This is a genomic window from Blastococcus sp. KM273129 (assembly GCF_021698995.1).
Classification (GTDB): Bacteria; Actinomycetota; Actinomycetes; order Mycobacteriales; family Geodermatophilaceae; genus Blastococcus.
Genome location: NZ_SSXB01000085.1, coordinates 1 through 16,952, shown reverse-complemented (window position 1 = coordinate 16,952; position 16,952 = coordinate 1). Strand labels below are relative to the sequence as shown.

The window sequence follows — 16,952 nt, the reverse complement described above, 5'->3', positions numbered from 1 at the left end:
ACCAAAGGAATCCCAGCCAACCCACAAAAGGGCCGGCACGGGGTATTACTTGGCACTGACTTTCGGCACGCTGTTGAGTTCTCAAGGAGCGGACGCGCAGAAACTCGACCCTTCCGGGCTTCGTCCCTGGCTGGATGTCCAACTCTACGCCGGTTTCCGCTGCACCCGCTACCCGCAGGCCCCGGTCCGGCGGCCCTCCCGGGCCGCGCGGCGCAAAGAGAAAGTTACACGGGCGCTCCACCGGACGTCAAACCGGGGGCGCCGTGACGCCCGACACGCTGCCGCCGGCGGCGTCGGCGGTGTGCGTCGACGCTGGTCAGACCGTCCTCTCTGAGTGCGTGGGCGCCCCGGCAATCCGTCGCGTCCCCCCGCTCAGAGACCCAGCAGCCCCTCGATGCCGACGGTGAGACCGGGGCGCCGCCCGATCTCCCGGACCGCCAGCAGCACGCCCGGCATGAAGGACGCGCGGTCGAAGGAGTCGTGCCGCAGGGTCAGCGACTCCCCCGCCGCCCCGAACAGCACCTCCTGGTGCGCCACGAGACCGGCCAGCCGGACGGCGTGCACGCGCACGCCCTCGACGTCGGTGCCGCGCGCGCCGGGCAGCTCCTCGCTGGTCGCGTCCGGCGCGGGCGGCAGCCCGGCCGCCCGCCGGGCCGATGCCACGAGACGCGCGGTGCGCACCGCGGTCCCCGAGGGGGCGTCCACCTTGTTCGGGTGGTGGAGCTCCACGACCTCCACGGACGGGAAGAAGCGGGCGGCCTCCTGGGCGAAGCGCATGAGGAGGATCGCGCCGATGCCGAAGTTGGGGGCGATCACCACGCCCAGCTCGGGCTTGGGCTCCAGCCACTCGGCCACGGTGGCCAGGCGGGCCTCGTCGAAGCCGGTCGTCCCGACGACGCAGTGGATGTTGTTGTCGATGCAGAACCGGATGTTGTCCATCACCACGTCGGGACGGGTGAAGTCGACAACGACCTGGGCGCCGGCGTCGGCCACGTTGAACAGCCAGTCGCCGTCGTCGACCATGGCCACCAGCTCGAGGTCGTCGGCGTCGTTCACCGCCTTGACCACCTCGGTGCCCATCCGGCCGCGGGCGCCGAGCACCCCCACCGGGATCAGGGGGGACTCCCGGTCGGCGGGGGCAGGCTGCTGGTGGGGCGCGGTCGTGGTCACGCGGTCAGGTTTCCCGGCGCGGCGTCCCGGCGCAAGACAGGCACCGGATCAGCGCGCCCGGCGCGTCAGCGCCTCCCACGCGAGCAGCCCCACCACGATCCCCACCACGTCGGCGACGACGTCGGCGGCCGACATGGACCGGCCGATCGGGGTCAGCCCCTGCACCAGCTCGCTGACCGCGGCGTAGGCCAGGAGTGCCGAGCCCAGCGGCACCGGGGGCCTGCCGGCCCACCGACCCGTCCCGGCCAGGGTCGCGAAGACGAGCAGGTGGACGGCCTTGTCGGTCCCCGGGGGCGCGGTCGGCACCCCCGAGGAGGGCAGGAACAGGACGACGGCGGACACCAGCAGCGCGACGGCGAAGGCCGCCTGCGGGAGCGCGGTCCGGGTCGTCCGCATCGGCCGGGTCAGAGCCGGTCGAGGTCGGACTCGCGGTACGGGCCGACCACGGCCAGGCAGGTCTCCTGGCCGAACAGCTCCGCCGCCACCGACCGCACCTGCCCCTCGTCCACGGACTCGATGCGCGCGAGGACGTCGCGCACCGGCACGTACTCCCCGTAGGAGAGCTCGCTCTTGCCGAGCCGGCTCATGCGCGAGCCGGTGTCCTCGAGGCCCAGGACCAGTCCGCCCTTGAGCTGCCCGCGCGCGCGGGCGACCTCCTCGGGGGTGAGCCCGTCGGCGGCGACGCGTCCGAGCTCCTCGCGCACCAGCCGCAGCACCTCGGGCACGCGCTTCTTCGAGCAGCCCGCGTAGACGGAGAACGCGCCGGCGCCGGCGTAGTGGGTCAGCGCCGAACCGACGCTGTACACCAGCCCGCGCTTCTCGCGGATCTCCTGGAACAGCCGCGAGCTCATGCCACCGCCGACGGCGGCGTCCAGGACGGCGGCGGTGTAGCGGCGCTCGTCGAGGCGCCCCATCGCCGGCGTGCCGAGCAGCAGGTGCGTCTGCTCGGTCCGGCGGGAGATCAGGCCGGTGCGGTGCGCCGGCCGGACGAGCTCCACGTCGCCGGTGCGCAGCGGTGCGGGTCGCGCAGCGCCGGAGAGCCGGTCGCCGAACGCCGTCGTCACCAGGTCGAGCACCTGCTGGTGGTCCACCCGCCCGGCCGCCGTCACGACGATCGACGGGGCGGCGTAGCGGGAGCGGTACCAGCCGTCGACGTCGTCGCGGGTCAGCGCCTCCATCGACTCCACGGTGCCCAGCACGGAGCGGCCCAGCGAGGTGTCGCCGTAGAGGGTCTCGGCGAACAGGTCGTGCACCGCGTCCGAGGGCTCGTCGTCGCGCATCGCGATCTCCTCGAGCACCACCGTGCGCTCGGACTCCAGGTCCGCCGCCGTGTTGGTCGCCTAGGTGACCAGGTCCGCCAGCAGGGTGACCGCGAGCGGGAGGTCGCTGGCGAGCACGTTGGCGTAGTAGCAGGTGTGCTCCTTGGCGGTGAACGCGTTCATCTCACCGCCGACGGCGTCCATGGCGGTGGCGATCTCCAGCGCCCCGCGCGACGTCGTCCCCTTGAACAGCAGGTGCTCGAGGAAGTGCGACGACCCCGCGACGGCCGGCGTCTCGTCGCGCGAGCCCACGCCCACCCAGATGCCGAGGGTCGCCGACAGCACCCCCGGCATCGTCTCGGTGAGCACGCGGAGCCCCCCGGGGAGCTCGGTGCGTTCCACCCGGCCGCCGACCTCGTCGAGGTCGAGCAGCGCGGTCGTCCCGACGGGAACCGGGGTGGGGGCCGCTCCCGGAGAAGCGGCACCCACCCCGGCCCGGATCAGATCCGTCGTGGTCACTCCCCCGCAGGGGCGGGCTCGGCCGGCGCCTCGGCAGGGGCCTCGGCGCCCTCCGCGGCGACCGGCGCGAGGCTGATCTTGCCGCGGGCGTCGATGTCGGTGATCTCGACCTGCATCTTGTCGCCGACGTTGGCGACGTCCTCGACCTTGCCGATGCGCTTGCCGCCACCGAGCTTGCTGATGTGCACCAGCCCGTCCTTGCCCGGGAGCAGGGAGACGAAGGCGCCGAACGGCGTGGTCTTGACGACCGTGCCGAGGAAGCGCTCGCCCACCTTGGGCATCTGCGGGTTGGCGATGGCGTTGATCCGGTCCACCGCGGCCTGCGCCGAGGGGCCGTCGGAGGCACCGACGTAGATCGTGCCGTCGTCCTCGATGGTGATGTCGGCGCCGGTCTCGTCCTGGATCGCGTTGATCATCTGCCCCTTGGGGCCGATGACCGCGCCGATCTTGTCGACCGGGATGCGCACCGTGGTCACGCGCGGGGCGTACGGGCTCATCTCGTCCGGGGCGTCGATCGCCTCGTTCATCACGTCGAGGATGTGCAGGCGGGCGGCGCGGGCCTGGGTCAGCGCCTGGGCCAGCACGTCGGACGGGATGCCGTCGAGCTTGGTGTCCAGCTGCAGCGCGGTGACGAAGTCCCGCGTGCCGGCGACCTTGAAGTCCATGTCACCGAAGGCGTCCTCGGCCCCGAGGATGTCGGTCAGCGCGACGTACTCGGTGGTGCCGTCGACCTCGTCGGAGACCAGGCCCATGGCGATGCCGGCGACGGGGGCCTTGAGCGGCACACCGGCGTTGAGCAGGGCCAGCGTCGAGGCGCAGACCGAGCCCATCGAGGTCGAGCCGTTGGAACCCAGCGCCTCGGAGACCTGCCGGATCGCGTAGGGGAACTCCTCGCGGTCGGGCAGCACCGGCAGCAGCGCCCGCTCGGCGAGCGCGCCGTGGCCGATCTCGCGCCGCTTGGGCGAGCCCACGCGGCCGGTCTCGCCGGTGGAGTACGGCGGGAAGTTGTAGTTGTGCATGTAGCGCTTGCGGTTGTCCGGCGAGAGCGTGTCCAGCTGCTGCTCCATGCGGAGCATGTTCAGCGTGGTGATGCCCAGGATCTGCGTCTCGCCGCGCTCGAACAGCGCCGAGCCGTGCACGCGCGGGACGACCTCGACCTCGGCCGACAGCGGCCGGATGTCGGTGACGCCGCGACCGTCGATGCGGACCTTGTCGCGCAGGATCCGCTGGCGGACGACCTTCTTGGTGACGGCGCGGAAGGCGGCCGAGACCTCCTTCTCGCGACCCTCGAACTGGTCGGCGAGCGAGGCCTTGACCTCGTCCTTGAGCGCGTCGGTCGCCTCCTCGCGCTCCTGCTTGCCCGCGATGGCCTGCACCTCGCCGAGGCGGGTCAGGGCGGCGGACTCGACGGCGGCGTACACGTCGTCCTGGTAGTCCAGGAAGCGCGGGAACTCCGCGACCGGCTTGGCGGCCTTGGCGGCCAGCGCGGACTGCGCCTCGCACAGCGCCTTGATGAAGGGCTTGGCGGCCTCGAGGCCCTGGGCCACGACCTCCTCGGTCGGGGCGCTGGCGCCCCCGGCGACGAGCTCGATGGTCTTCTCGGTGGCCTCGGCCTCGACCATCATGATCGCGACGTCGCCGTCCGGCAGGAGGCGGCCGGCCACGACCATGTCGAAGACGGCCTCCTGCAGCTCCGCGTGGGTCGGGAAGGCGACCCACTGGCCGCGGATGAGCGCGACGCGGGTGCCGCCGACCGGGCCGGAGAACGGCAGGCCCGACAGCTGGGTGGAGGCCGACGCGCCGTTGATGGCCATGACGTCGTAGAGGTGCTCGGGGTCCAGGGCCATGACCGTGATGACGACCTGGACCTCGTTGCGCAGGCCCTTGGCGAAGGTCGGCCGCAGCGGGCGGTCGATCAGCCGGCAGGTGAGGATGGCGTCCTCGGAGGGCCGGCCCTCGCGGCGGAAGAACGAGCCGGGGATGCGACCCGCGGCGTACATGCGCTCCTCGACGTCGACGGTGAGCGGGAAGAAGTCGAAGTGCTCCTTGGGCTGCCGGCCGGCCGTGGTGGCCGACAGCAGCATGCTGTCGCCCATCGTCACGACGACCGAGCCGGCGGCCTGCTTGGCCAGCCGGCCGGTCTCGAAGGTGATGCTGCGGCTGCCGAAGCTGCCGTTGTCGATGACCGCGGTGGCGGTGGTGACCCCGTCCTCGGGGTCGAACTCGGCGGCGATCGGGCCGCTGGTGGTGGGTGCGGACACGCTGTCCTTCTCTCGTCTGGTCGCAGCCGGCCCCTTGCCGGGTGCGACTTCCTCGTACGGCGCTGCACGCCGTCGGCGTCCGGGGCGACCGGTCTTCGATCGAAGCCCTCGGGCGTTCCTGGTTCCCCGTCGGACGGGGATCCACTCCCCTGTCGTCGGGGCGTCCCGGGGGCCACTACCGAGGACCGGCCCTCTGCGACGGACGCGTGGGGCGGGCTGGCCGTGGCCCGTGCGGCGGGTGCCGCACGAGAGAGGGGACCGTCCCGGTTGCCCGGAGCGGTCCCCTCGACGTGCTATCGGCGCAGGCCGAGCCGCTCGATCAGCGACCGGTAGCGGTTGATGTCGGTCTTCGCCAGGTAGTTCAGCAGCCGGCGGCGCCGGCCGACCAGCAGGAGCAGGCCCCGCCGGCTGTGGTGGTCGTGCTTGTGGTGCCGGAGGTGCTCGGTGAGGTCGCTGATCCGGCGGGACAGCATCGCGACCTGCACCTCGGGCGAACCGGTGTCCTTGTCGACCGTGGCGTACTCGGTCATGATCTGCTGCTTCGTCGCGCTGTCGAGCGCCATGGTTCGCCTCCTGGGCGGGTCACGTGTGGCCCCCGGTCTGACTCACGAGGGCAGCTCTCACACAGCCGTGGATGCACGGCCGGCGTCGAGACTACCAGCGGGGAGGGCACGGTCGCGCCGAGTGGGGGCCGGAGGTACCCGCGCAGGCGTGACGCGGCGGCGCAGCGGCGCAGGGGCCGGCTCCTGGTGGCGGTGCCGTCCGGAGGACGACGGTGGCACAGCGGTGCCGTCCGGAGGACGACGGTGTCACAGACCGAGGACGGTGCGGGTGTCCTCGACGTCCTTGGCCATGGCGGCGAGGAGGCCCGCGACGTCGGCGAAGGCGGCCATCGGGCGCAGCCGGTGGGCGAACTCGACACCGACGTGCTCCCCGTAGAGGTCGCCGTCGAAGTCGAGCACGTAGGCCTCGACCGTGCGGCGGCTGCCCTGGAACGTGGGGTTGGTCCCCACCGAGATCGCCGCCGGGAACCGCTCCCGGCTGGCCCCGCTGCGCGGGTCGCGGGTGACCAGGTGCCCCGCGTAGACGCCGTCGGCGGGGATGGCGGTGTAGGGCGGCGTCTCCACGTTGGCCGTCGGGTACCCGAGGTCGCGGCCGCGGCGGTCCCCGCGCACGACGACGCCGTCGACCCGGTGCGGCCGGCCGAGCGCGCGGGCCGCGGGCACCAGGTCGCCGGCGGCCACGCAGGCGCGGACGTAGGTCGAGGAGATGGTGACCTCGCCGTCCTCCGAGGCGTCCTGCGCCAGGGGCACGCCCTCGACGGCGAAGCCGAAGCGCCGCCCCTCCGCGGTCAGCGAGGTGACGGTGCCGGCGGCGCGGTGGCCGTAGGTGAAGTTCTCCCCCACCACCACCTGCGCGGCGTGCAGCCGCTCGACGAGCACGGTGTGCGTGAAGGTCTCCGGCGGGAGCTTCATGAACTCCGCGGTGAACGGCAGCACGCACATGGCGTCCACGCCCAGCTCGGCGACGAGCTCCGCCTTGCGGTCCAGCGAGGTGAGGATGGCCGGGTGCGACCCCGGCCGCACGACCTCGGCCGGGTGCGGGTCGAAGGTCAGCAGCAGGCAGGGACGCCGCATCGCACGGGCCCGCGCGACGGCGGCCCCGATGAGCTTCTGGTGCCCGCGGTGCACCCCGTCGTACATCCCGACGGTGACCACGGTCCGCCCGAGATCCCCCGGGGTGGACTCCAGCCCCCGCCAGCGCAGCACGCGACCGCCCCCGCCGCGGTCAGGAGACCCGGTGCAGCCAGCCGTGGGTGTCGGCCACCCGCCCGTGCTGGATGTCGAGCAGCGTCTCGCGCAGCCGCATGGTCACCGGGCCGGGCTCGCCGTCGCCCACGGTGAAGTCACCGGTGCGGGCGCGGATCTGCCCGACCGGCGTGATGACGGCGGCGGTCCCGCAGGCGAAGGTCTCGGTGATCGAGCCGTCGAGCGCGCCGCTGCGCCACTCGTCGAGGGTCACCTTGCGCTCGGTCACGCGGTGCCCCAGCTCCCGGGCGACGGTGATCAGCGAGTCGCGGGTGATGCCGGGCAGCAGCGTGCCGGAGAGCTCCGGGGTCACCAGCTCGGCGTCCTCGCCGGAGCCCAGGACGAAGAAGAGGTTCATCCCGCCCAGCTCCTCGATGTAGCGCCGCTCCACGGCATCGAGGTAGACGACCTGGTCGCAGCCGAGCTCGCTGGCCTGCTGCTGCGGCCGGAGGCTGGCCGCGTAGTTGCCGGCGCACTTCACGTCACCGGTGCCCCCGGGCGCGGCCCGCACGTAGTCCTCGGAGACGAAGACCGAGACCGGGTGGACGCCGCGCGGGAAGTAGGCACCGGCCGGGCTGGCGATGACGAGGAAGAGGTACTCGTGCGCCGGCCGGACCCCGAGGAAGGACTCGCTGGCCAGCTGGTACGGGCGCAGGTACAGCGTCTGGTCCGGACCGGTGGGGACCCACGCGCGGTCGGCGTCGACGAGCGCGTCGACCGCGGCGAGGAACGCCTCCTCGGGCACCGGTGGCATCGCCAGCCGCTCGGCGCTGCGGACGAACCGCGCGGCGTTGGCCTCGGGGCGGAAGGTGGCCACGCTGCCGTCGGGCTGGGCGTATGCCTTCAGCCCCTCGAAGATCGACTGGGCGTAGTGCAGGGCGGCGGTACCCGGATCCATCGGCAGCGGCCCGTACTGCGTGAGCCGGGCGTCGTACCAGCCGCGGCCGACCTGGTACCGGGCCACGAACATGTGGTCGGTGAAGTAGCGGCCGAAACCGGGGTCGGCGAGCAGCTGCTCGCGCTCGGTGGTGGAGCGGCGCTGCACGTCCTCCACGACCACCGGCACGCCCTCGACGAACGTCCGGGACGAGGTGCGGTTGTCGGCGAGCGTGTCGGTCATGGCTCCTACCCGGGCGTGCGAGGGAACGGCACCGGCCCGCGGGCGTGCGGGGCCGGTGCCGTCACCCTAGCCCGGCTCAGCCCTGCCCCTGGTGCTCGCCCTTCGGCCCGGCGGTCTCGAGCACCTCGTAGGTCCACACGTGCGCCGAGTGCGGGGCCGCGGAGGCCAGGGTGTCGCCGCCGCCGTCGTGGGCGCGGTCGAAGTCCTGGCTGGACTGCCACGCCTCGTAGGCCTCCACGCTGCTCCAGCGGGTGTAGACCAGGTACTGGTCGGTGCCCTCGACCGGGCGCAGCAGCTCGAACCACTCGAAGCCCGGGGTGGTCTCCACGGCCCCGGCGCGCCCGCGGAACCGCTCCTCGAAGCGCTCCTGCTTGTCCTTCGGCACGGTGATCGCGTTGATCTTGACGACGCTCATGGTGCGGCTCCTTCCCGGACGGCGCCGGCGCCAACCGCACGCCGGGCCGCGCGTGCGGCACGCTGGGGCAGGTGAGCGCCCCCCGCACCGCAGACCTGGGCTTCGCCCGCCTGGACCTCGACCGCGAGGCCCGGACCGGCACGCCGGAGGTGGTCTTCGCGGCCGGCAAGACACCCGACCAGACCGTCGCCTGCCTGGGCGCCCTGCTCGAGGGCTCCACGCGCGGGTTCGCGTGGGCCAGCCGGGTGGACGGCGCGACCGCGGCGGCGATCCGCGAGCGGTGGCCGGACGCCGTCGTGGACGAGGACGCCGGGTGCGCCTCCGTGGGTGCGCCACCGGACCCGGTCGGCGAGGTCCTGGTGCTCACCGCGGGCACCTCCGACGGCCCGGTGGCCGCGGAGGTCGCCGCCACGCTGCGGGCCTGCGGCGTGGGCAGCCGGCGGGTGGACGACGTCGGGGTCGCCGGGATCCACCGGGTGCTCGCCGTCGCCCCCGACCTGGCCGCGGCCGACGCCGTCGTCGTGGTGGCCGGGATGGACGGCGCGCTGCCCAGCGTCGTCGCCGGGCTGACCGACCGCCTCGTCGTCGCCGTCCCCACGTCGGTGGGCTACGGCGCGGCCTTCGAGGGGCTGGCCGCGCTGCTGACCATGCTCACCGCCTGCGCGCCCGGCGTGCTGGTCGTGAACATCGACAACGGGTTCGGCGCCGGGGTGGCCGCCGCCCGCATCGTGCGCGCGGCTCAGCGGTAGCGGACGGGGTCGGGCAGCAGCTCGTTCATCGAGCCGGACCGGAAGCCGCGCGGGTCCACCTCGACGGCGGCGAACCCGGCGACCGCCTGCAGGAGCTCCGGCCGGGCCGCCACGGCAGCCACGAGCACCGCGTCGACCTCCACCCGGGCGCGGTCCTCCCCCAGGTCGCGCACCCGCAGGTCGCGCACCGGCAGCCCGGCGCCCACGAGCGCGGCCCGCAGCGCCGCCTCGGCGCGCTCGACGCGGGCGAGCCCCGCGGCCGACACCGGCACCCCGTAGGCGATCCGGCTGGCCAGGCAGGCCGCGGCGGGCTTCCCGGCCAGCGGCAGCCCCCAGCGGCGCGCGGCGGCGCGGACGTCGTCCTTGGTGAGCCCCGCCCGTGCCAGGGGCGTCCAGGCGCCCCGCTCGGCCGCCGCGCGGATGCCCGGCCGGAACCCGGCGACGACGTCGTCGGCGTTGGTGCCGGTGACGACGTCGTCGACGCCCAGCCGTGCGGCCAGCGGGCGGAGCACCTCGACCAGCTCGGTCTTGCAGAACGCGCACCGGTCCCCGGCGTTGGCTCGGTACCCCGGCCGGGACAGCTCGTCGGTGCGCGGTCGCTCGTGCCGCACCCCCAGCGAGGCGGCGAACGCCGCGGCGCCGGCGAGCTCGGCGGCGGGCAGGCTGGGCGAGACGGCGGTGGCCGCGACCACCCGGCCGGCACCGAGCGCGCGCACCGCGGCGGCGAGCAGGACGCCAGAGTCCACTCCGCCCGAGAACGCGACGAGCACGCCGGGCAGCGGCCGCAGCAGCGCGTCGAGGTCGGCCAGGCGGGCGTCGAGGGTCACGGCCGCCAGGCTGCCACCGGTTCAGCCCGGCGGGAAGCCGACGACGACGCGCGCCGTGCGACCGGCGTCCTCGACGAGCGCCGCCAGCCGGCCGCCGGGGTCGACCGCGGCGTGCAGGCCGGCCGCGCCGGTGGCCGGGACCCGCTGCCCGTAGCCCAGCGCCCGCGCCTCCTCGGCGGTGAGCGGGCGCTCGGGGAAGACCAGCCGGGCCGCCTCGGTGAGCCCGAGGGAACCGGGGCCGCCGCCGCCGACCAGCGAGGCGGCGGCGTCCTCGACGGCGCCCGCCTGCGCGATCGCGAAGGGGCCGGACGCGGTGCGGCGCAGCGCCGTCAGGTGGCCACCCACGCCCAGCGCCGCACCGGCGTCGCGGGCGATGGCGCGGATGTAGGTGCCCGCCGTGCAGTCGACGGTGACCTCGGCGTCGACCAGGTCGGGTCCCGGACGGGTGATCCGGTGCACCTCGAGGCGGTGCACGGTCACCGCGCGGGGCGCCAGCTCCACGGCCTCTCCCGCGCGCACCCGGTCGTAGGAGCGGACGCCGGCGACCTTGACCGCGCTCACCGAGGACGGGACCTGCTGCAGCGCACCGGTCTGCGCCGCCAGCGCCGCGCGCACGGCGTCGTCGTCGAGCCCCGCGGTCGAGGCGGTCGCGAGCACCTCGCCCTCGCGGTCGTCGGTGACCGTCGCCTGCCCGAACCGGATCGTCGCCTCGTAGGTCTTGTCGTGGCCGCCGACGTACCCGAGCAGCCGGGTCGCGGTGCCCACGCCCAGGACGAGCAGCCCGGTCGCCATGGGGTCGAGGGTGCCGGCGTGCCCCACCTTTCGGACCGACAGCGCGCGGCGGGCGCGGGCGACGACGTCGTGGGACGTCATGCCGCCGGGCTTGTCCACGAGCAGCAGACCGGGCGGGACGTCGGCGTCGGGGCGTCGGGGGCTCACGCGCTCACCGTCTCAGGTGCGCCCAGCCACCGGTCACCCGCCACCCGCACCGAGACGGCGAGCAGCCGCAGGCCGATGAACAGCGTCAGCCCGGTCCAGATGCCGGCGAGGCCGAGGTCCAGCGGCCCGGCGAGCAGCGACAGCGGCAGGAAGCCGACCAGCGCGGCCGCGATGGTCACCGTGCGCAGGTAGCCGACGTCGCCGGCCCCCATGAGCACCCCGTCGAGCGCGAACACCACGCCGGCCAGCGGCTGGAAGCAGGCCAGGAACCACCAGACGACGGCGGCCTGCGCGAGCACCGCGGGGTCGTCGGTGAACAGCGGCGGCAGGACGTCCCGCAGCGCGAGCAGCACGGCGGCCACGAGGCAGCCGGTGCCCAGCCCCCACAGCACCACCCGGCGCGCGGTGGCGCGGGCCTCCGCGGGCCGCCCGGCGCCGAGCGCGTGGCCGACCAGGGTCTGCGCCGCGATCGCGTAGGCGTCCAGCACCAGGGCGAGGAAGAAGAACAGCTGCAGCGCGATCTGGTGCGCCCCCAGGGCGGCGGCCCCGGCACGCGCGGCGACCCCGGCGGCGACGAGGAACGACAGCTGCAGGACCGCGGCCCGCAGCAGCAGGTCGCGGCCGATGACCAGCTGCCGCACGATCGCGCGCGGGCGCGCCGCCCAGCCGGCACCCTCCCGCAGCAGCGCGCGGACGAACAGCGCGGCGGTGAGCGCCTGGCCGGCCACGTTCGCCCAGGCGGAGCCGACCAGGCCCAGCCCCGCCGGGTGCACCAGCAGCGGGCACAGGACGAGGCTGAGCAGGCTGCCCGCGACGACGTAGCGCACCGGGCGCCGCAGCTCCTGCACCCCGCGCAGCCAGCCGTTCCCGGCCAGCGACACCAGCAGCAGCGGGGCGCCCAGGGAGGCCACCCGCAGCCAGCCCTCCCCCGCCTCGGCGACCGGCCCCGCGCCGCCGGCGAGCGCCCGGGTCAGCGGGCCGGCCAGCACCTGGAACAGGGCGAGCACCAGCACCCCGAGGCCGAGCGCCAGCCAGGTCGCCTGCACGCCCTCCTCGACTGCGCCGGCCCGGTCCCAGGCGCCGGCGCGGCGGGCGGCGCGCGCGGTGGTGCCGTACGCCAGGAAGTTCAGCAGCGCGGCCGCCCACGCCAGCAGGCCGCCCCCGACGGCGAGACCGCCCAGCGCGACGGTCCCCAGGTTGCCGACGACGGCGGTGTCGACGAGCAGGTACAGCGGCTCGGCCGCGAGCACGACCAGCGCCGGCGCCGCCAGCGCGGGCACCGACGCCGGGCGGGGCGTGGACCCCGCGGGATCGCGGTCGTCGCGGTGCGGTCCGGAGGACCGCGAAGTCATGGCGTGCACAGCTCCGCGCGGAGGCACTCCACCGTCTTCTCCCGGTCCAGGTGCGAGGTGTAGCCCGCCGCCGCGCGGTGGCCGCCCCCGCCGAGGGCCGTGGCCACCCGCGCCACGTCGGTGGCCCCGCGGGAGCGGAGCGAGACCGACCAGGTCCCGTCGTCCTGGCCCTTCAGCACGCAGGCGACGTCGGCCTCCGCCGTGGACCGGACGACGTCGACCAGCGCCTCGAGCTGCTCGCCCGGGAGACCGTGCTCGGCCGCCTCGGCGGTGCTCGACCACGTCCAGACCAGCCCCTCGCCCACCTCCTGCTCGAGGACGGCGCGCCCGGCGACGACCGAGAGCAGCCCCAGCCAGCCGAACGGGGCGGTGTCGAACAGCCGGCGGCTGATGGCGGAGTGGTCGATGCCCGTGGCGAGCAGGCGGGCCGCGAGCTCGTGGGTCTCGGGCCGGGTGCTGCCGAACCGGAAGGAGCCGGTGTCCGCGGCCAGACCCGCGTAGAGGCAGGTGGCCAGCCGGGCGTCCAGCGCCACGCCCAGGCCGTCGAGCAGGTCGGCCACGAGCACGACCGTGGCGGGGGCGGCCGGGTCCACCAGGCGCACCCGGCCGAAGCCGGGGTTGCTGGCGTGGTGGTCGACGACGACGGAGGTGCGCGCGCGGTCGAGCAGCGGGGCCAGCTCGCCGAGACGCCCGGGCGAGGCCGCGTCGAGGCTGACGAACACGTCCGGGGACGACGGGACGGCGTCGGAGGGGACCATGCCCTCGGCACCCGGGATCCAGCCGAGCGAGGCGGGCAGGGTGAAGGGGCCGGGGAAGGTGGCGAGCACCCGTGCGCCGCACCGGCGCAGCCCCTCCGCGAGCGCCAGGGTGCTGCCGAGGGCGTCGGCGTCGGGCTGGACGTGCCCCGCGAGCACCACGGTCGCCCGCTCGCGGGCCGCCTCGGCGAGCACGGCGGCGGCCGACCGCGTGGCGGTGCCGAGGTCACCGCCCGCGCCGCCGACCGGGGACCGGGTGGTCACTCCGTCGGGTCGGGGTCGGCGACCCGGCCGCCCTGCCGCTCGGTGATGTCCCCGCCGCCCACCGGGTAGCCGGGGCCGCCGTCGTCCGGCTCGTCCTCGGCGATGCTCGGCACTTCGCCGATCTGGCCGCGCCGGCCGCCCTGGGTGGGGTCACCGGCGTCGGGGGCCGGGCGGCCACCCAGCTCCGAGCGGCCCTGGCCCTGGTCGGGCAGGTGGGGATCGGGGTCGTTCTCGCTCACAAGGTGCTCCTCGTCCGGGGCGTGCGGTCCTCGTCGGCGTCGTCGGCAGGTGCGGCGGCGGCCGGGGCGTCCGCGCCCTGCTCGTCGTCCTCGTCCTCCGCGGGCCGCCGGTAGGGGTCGGCCTCGCCGGCGTAGCTGGCGCCCTCACGGGCGCGGGCGAGCTCCGCGTCGGCGTGCCGGGCACGCTCGAGCGCCTCCTCCAGCTCCCGTGCCGTGTCGGGGACGATGTCGGCCACGAACGTCAGCGACGGGACGAACTTGATGCCGGTCTGCCGGCCGACGGTGGACCGCAGCACCCCGGTGGCGCTGGCGAGCGCCTTGGCCGAGTCGGCGATCTGCGTCTCGTCGCCGTAGACCGTGTAGAAGATCGTGGCCTCGCGGAGGTCGCTGGTCACGCGGGCGTCGGTGATCGTGACCATGCCCAGGCGGGGGTCCTTGATCTGGTGCTCGATCGTCGCGGAGACGATCTGCCGGATGCGCACCGCCAGCTTGCGCGCGCGAGCCGGATCGGCCATCGGGACCTCCTGGTGAGTTGCTGGAACGGCCTCGTCGCAGGGGCCCGTCCCCCGAGCCTGCGAGGGGGTGGGGGGCGACGAGGTCCTTCAATCGGTGTCGCTGAACAACTGCCGGTGCGTCGACAGCAGCGTCACCTCCGGCCGCTCCGCCAGCAACCGCTCGCAGGCGTCGAGGACGTCGGTGACCTGGCCGGCGTCCCCGGCCACGGTGGCGATGCCGATCTGCACCCGGCGGTGCAGGTCCTGGTCGCCGACCTCGGCTGCGGCGACGGCGAACCGCCGTCGCAGCTCGGCCACCACGGGCCGGACGACCGCCCGCTTGCCCTTGAGCGAGTGGACGTCACCCAGCAGCAGGTCCGCGATCAGCGTCCCGGTGAACACCGGACCACCTCCCGCGGACCTGCTGCTGGCGACGTGCTGGACCGGCCCCCGTGCAGGGCCCCGCCGCCGCGAGCTCGCGGACGGCGGGGCCCTGCACGGGGGTCCTTCACTTACTCGCGGGGCTTCTCGCGCAGCTCGAAGGTCTCGATCACGTCGTCGACCTTGATGTCGTTGTACGACCCCAGGCCGATACCGCACTCGTAGCCCTCGCGGACCTCGGTCGCGTCGTCCTTGAACCGGCGGAGGGACTCCACCGACAGGTTGTCGGCGACCACGGCGCCGTCACGGATCAAGCGCGCCTTCGAGTTGCGCACGATCGTGCCGCTGCGGACCAGCGAACCGGCGACGTTGCCCACCTTCGGCACCCGGAAGACCTCGCGGACCTCCGCCGTCCCGAGCTGGACCTCCTCGTAGACCGGCTTGAGCATGCCCTTGAGCGCGGCCTCGATCTCGTCGATCGCCTGGTAGATGACCGTGTAGTACCGGACGTCCACCCCTTCGCGGTTGGCGAGCTCGGTGGCCTGGCCCTCGGCCCGGACGTTGAAGCCCAGGACGATGACGTCGTCGGCCAGCGCGAGGTCGATGTCGCTCTTGGTGATGCCGCCGACGCCGCGGTGGATGACCCGCAGCGAGATCTCGTCGTCGACCTCGATCTTCATCAGCGCCTCTTCGAGCGCCTCGACGGTGCCCGAGTTGTCGCCCTTGATGATCAGGTTGAGCTGGCGGTTCTCCTTGAGCGCCGCGTCGAGGTCCTCCAGGCTGATCCGCTTGCGCATCGAGGCGTTCTGCGCGTTGCGGATGCGGGCCTGGCGGCGGTCGGCGATCTGCCGGGCGACGCGGTCCTCGTCGACGACGAGGAAGGTGTCACCGGCACGCGGCACCGAGGTGAGGCCCACGACCTGCACGGGGCGGGCCGGCAGGGCCTCCTTCAGCTTGTTGCCGTGCTCGTCCAGCAGCGAGCGGACGCGACCGTAGGCGTCGCCGGCCACGATCGAGTCGCCCTGGCGCAGCGTGCCGCGCTGGACGAGCACCGTGGCGACGGGGCCGCGGCCCTTGTCCAGCTTGCCCTCGATGACCACGCCCTGCGGGTCCTGCTCGGTGTTCGCGCGCAGGTCCAGCGAGGCGTCGGCGGTCAGCAGGACCGCCGCGAGCAGGTCGTCGATGCCCTGGCGGGTGATCGCGGAGACGTCGACGAACATCGTCTCGCCGCCGTACTCCTCGGCCACCAGGCCGTACTCGGTGAGCTGCTGGCGGATCTTGGCGGGGTTGGCCCCCTCCTTGTCCACCTTGTTGACCGCGACCACGATCGGCACCTCGGCGGCCTGGGCGTGGTTGAGCGCCTCGACCGTCTGCGGCATGACGCCGTCGTCGGCGGCCACCACGAGGACGACGATGTCGGTCACCTTCGCCCCACGGGCACGCATCGCGGTGAACGACTCGTGACCGGGGGTGTCGATGAAGGTGATCGGGCGCTCCTCGCCCTCCAGCTCCGTGACGACCTGGTAGGCGCCGATGTGCTGGGTGATGCCACCGGCCTCGCGGGCCACCACGTTGGCGTCGCGGATCGCGTCCAGCAGCTTGGTCTTCCCGTGGTCGACGTGACCCATGACGGTGACGACCGGCGGACGGGCGGACCAGTCCTCCTCGTCGCCCTCCTCGTCACCGAAGGTGAGGTCGAAGGTCTCGAGGAGCTCGCGGTCCTCGTCCTCGGGGCTGACGACCTGGATGTTCCAGCCGATCTCGGCACCGAGCAGCTGGAGCGTCTCGTCGTTGACCGACTGCGTCGCGGTGACCATCTCGCCGAGGTGGAACAGCGCGGTGACCAGCGCGGCCGGCTGGGCGTTGATGCGCTCGGCCAGGTCGGTCAGCGAGGCGCCGCGGGGCAGCCGGACGGTCTGCCCGTTGCCGCGCGGCAGGCTGACGCCGCCCATGCTGGGCGCCGCCATGGAGTCGAACTCCTGACGCCGCTGCTTCTTGCTCTTGCGCCCGCGGACCGGACCCCGGCCGCCCGGACGCCCGAAGGCGCCGGCCGTACCGGCACCCGAGCCGCCGCGACCGCGGCCGCGGCCACCGCCGCCACCGCGGAAGCCACCACCGGCGGGGGCACCGCCACCGCCGCCACCGGGGCGGAAGCCGCCACCGGCACCGGGACCACCCGGCCGGCCGCGACCGGCACCACCGGGACCACCCGGCCGGCCGCCGCCGGCGGGGCGGGGCGGCATCATGCCCGGCGAGGGGCGCTGCGGCATCATGCCCGGGTTCGGGCGCGGCCCACCGGGGCCGGCCGCCGGCCGCGGACCGCCGGCACCGGGGCCGGGACGGGGACCGCCCGGGCCGGGGCGCGGGCCGCCCGCACCGGGGGCCGGACGGGGACCACCC

Annotated in this window: 18 protein-coding genes; 1 reads left to right on the top strand and 17 read right to left on the bottom strand. The window is 74.7% G+C overall.

The genetic code is table 11. The features are described from left to right. Window positions 1-372 precede the first annotated feature (372 nt). The 9 genes from dapB to E9565_RS18640 form a co-directional block, all read right to left on the bottom strand. Window positions 373-1,170 (bottom strand): 4-hydroxy-tetrahydrodipicolinate reductase, encoded by a 798-nt coding sequence (dapB, locus tag E9565_RS18680; RefSeq protein ID WP_236828349.1) that lies wholly within the window; start codon window positions 1,168-1,170, stop codon window positions 373-375. Between the two features lie 48 nt (window positions 1,171-1,218). After that, on the bottom strand, window positions 1,219-1,566 hold the full coding sequence (locus tag E9565_RS18675; protein ID WP_236828350.1) for a VanZ family protein: 348 nt from the start codon (window positions 1,564-1,566) through the stop codon (window positions 1,219-1,221). A gap of 8 nt (window positions 1,567-1,574) precedes the next feature. After that, window positions 1,575-2,450: a pitrilysin family protein gene (locus tag E9565_RS18670; RefSeq protein WP_236836391.1), complete on the bottom strand. Its 876-nt coding sequence runs from the start codon at window positions 2,448-2,450 to the stop codon at window positions 1,575-1,577. A 60-nt stretch (window positions 2,451-2,510) separates the two neighbouring features. Next, window positions 2,511-2,948 (bottom strand): insulinase family protein, encoded by a 438-nt coding sequence (locus E9565_RS18665; RefSeq protein WP_236836389.1) that lies wholly within the window; start codon window positions 2,946-2,948, stop codon window positions 2,511-2,513. Next, window positions 2,945-5,209, bottom strand: a complete 2,265-nt coding sequence (locus E9565_RS18660) for a polyribonucleotide nucleotidyltransferase (protein ID WP_236828352.1) — start codon at window positions 5,207-5,209, stop codon at window positions 2,945-2,947. Before E9565_RS18660 ends, E9565_RS18665 begins: the two co-directional genes overlap by 4 nt. 293 nt (window positions 5,210-5,502) lie before the next feature. Beyond that, complete coding sequence (gene rpsO, locus E9565_RS18655) at window positions 5,503-5,772, bottom strand: 30S ribosomal protein S15 (RefSeq protein ID WP_091933787.1); 270 nt, start codon at window positions 5,770-5,772, stop codon at window positions 5,503-5,505. Window positions 5,773-6,018: 246 nt separating this feature from the next. After that, window positions 6,019-6,978, bottom strand: a complete 960-nt coding sequence (locus E9565_RS18650) for a bifunctional riboflavin kinase/FAD synthetase (RefSeq protein WP_236828353.1) — start codon at window positions 6,976-6,978, stop codon at window positions 6,019-6,021. Between the two features lie 19 nt (window positions 6,979-6,997). After that, window positions 6,998-8,137: a branched-chain amino acid aminotransferase gene (locus tag E9565_RS18645; protein WP_236828354.1), complete on the bottom strand. Its 1,140-nt coding sequence runs from the start codon at window positions 8,135-8,137 to the stop codon at window positions 6,998-7,000. Window positions 8,138-8,213: 76 nt separating this feature from the next. Further along, window positions 8,214-8,552 (bottom strand): antibiotic biosynthesis monooxygenase, encoded by a 339-nt coding sequence (locus E9565_RS18640; protein WP_236828355.1) that lies wholly within the window; start codon window positions 8,550-8,552, stop codon window positions 8,214-8,216. A 71-nt stretch (window positions 8,553-8,623) separates the two neighbouring features. On the opposite strand from E9565_RS18640, the gene larB reads away from it, so the two are divergent. Continuing rightward, a complete protein-coding gene (gene larB / locus E9565_RS18635; protein ID WP_236828356.1) occupies window positions 8,624-9,301 on the top strand; it encodes a nickel pincer cofactor biosynthesis protein LarB in 678 nt (225 codons plus the stop codon). Here larB and larE read toward each other — a convergent pair. The 8 genes from larE to infB all read right to left on the bottom strand — a co-directional run bounded on the left by larE (window position 9,292) and on the right by infB (window position 16,519). Next, window positions 9,292-10,128: an ATP-dependent sacrificial sulfur transferase LarE gene (gene larE, locus E9565_RS18630; RefSeq protein ID WP_236828357.1), complete on the bottom strand. Its 837-nt coding sequence runs from the start codon at window positions 10,126-10,128 to the stop codon at window positions 9,292-9,294. The two genes, larB and larE, sit on opposite strands and share 10 nt — an antisense overlap. A 21-nt stretch (window positions 10,129-10,149) precedes the next feature. Next, window positions 10,150-11,067, bottom strand: a complete 918-nt coding sequence (gene truB, locus E9565_RS18625) for a tRNA pseudouridine(55) synthase TruB (protein ID WP_236836386.1) — start codon at window positions 11,065-11,067, stop codon at window positions 10,150-10,152. Next, entirely contained in the window at window positions 11,064-12,419 is a 1,356-nt protein-coding gene (locus tag E9565_RS18620; RefSeq protein WP_236836383.1) for an MATE family efflux transporter, read from the bottom strand. Before E9565_RS18620 ends, truB begins: the two co-directional genes overlap by 4 nt. Beyond that, window positions 12,416-13,438, bottom strand: a complete 1,023-nt coding sequence (locus E9565_RS23385; protein WP_236828360.1) for a bifunctional oligoribonuclease/PAP phosphatase NrnA — start codon at window positions 13,436-13,438, stop codon at window positions 12,416-12,418. Before E9565_RS23385 ends, E9565_RS18620 begins: the two co-directional genes overlap by 4 nt. Further along, window positions 13,435-13,677: a hypothetical protein gene (locus E9565_RS18610; protein ID WP_236828361.1), complete on the bottom strand. Its 243-nt coding sequence runs from the start codon at window positions 13,675-13,677 to the stop codon at window positions 13,435-13,437. The genes E9565_RS23385 and E9565_RS18610 overlap by 4 nt, the downstream gene beginning before the upstream one ends. Next, the gene (gene rbfA, locus E9565_RS18605) at window positions 13,674-14,192 is read right to left on the bottom strand and encodes a 30S ribosome-binding factor RbfA (protein WP_236836380.1); all 519 of its coding nucleotides are present in this window, start codon (window positions 14,190-14,192) and stop codon (window positions 13,674-13,676) included. The genes E9565_RS18610 and rbfA overlap by 4 nt, the downstream gene beginning before the upstream one ends. Before the next feature lie 87 nt (window positions 14,193-14,279). After that, window positions 14,280-14,573, bottom strand: a complete 294-nt coding sequence (locus E9565_RS18600) for a DUF503 domain-containing protein (protein WP_236828363.1) — start codon at window positions 14,571-14,573, stop codon at window positions 14,280-14,282. Window positions 14,574-14,683: 110 nt separating this feature from the next. Next, on the bottom strand, window positions 14,684-16,519 hold the full coding sequence (infB, locus tag E9565_RS18595; protein ID WP_236828364.1) for a translation initiation factor IF-2: 1,836 nt from the start codon (window positions 16,517-16,519) through the stop codon (window positions 14,684-14,686). Between the last annotated feature and the right edge of the window lie 433 nt (window positions 16,520-16,952).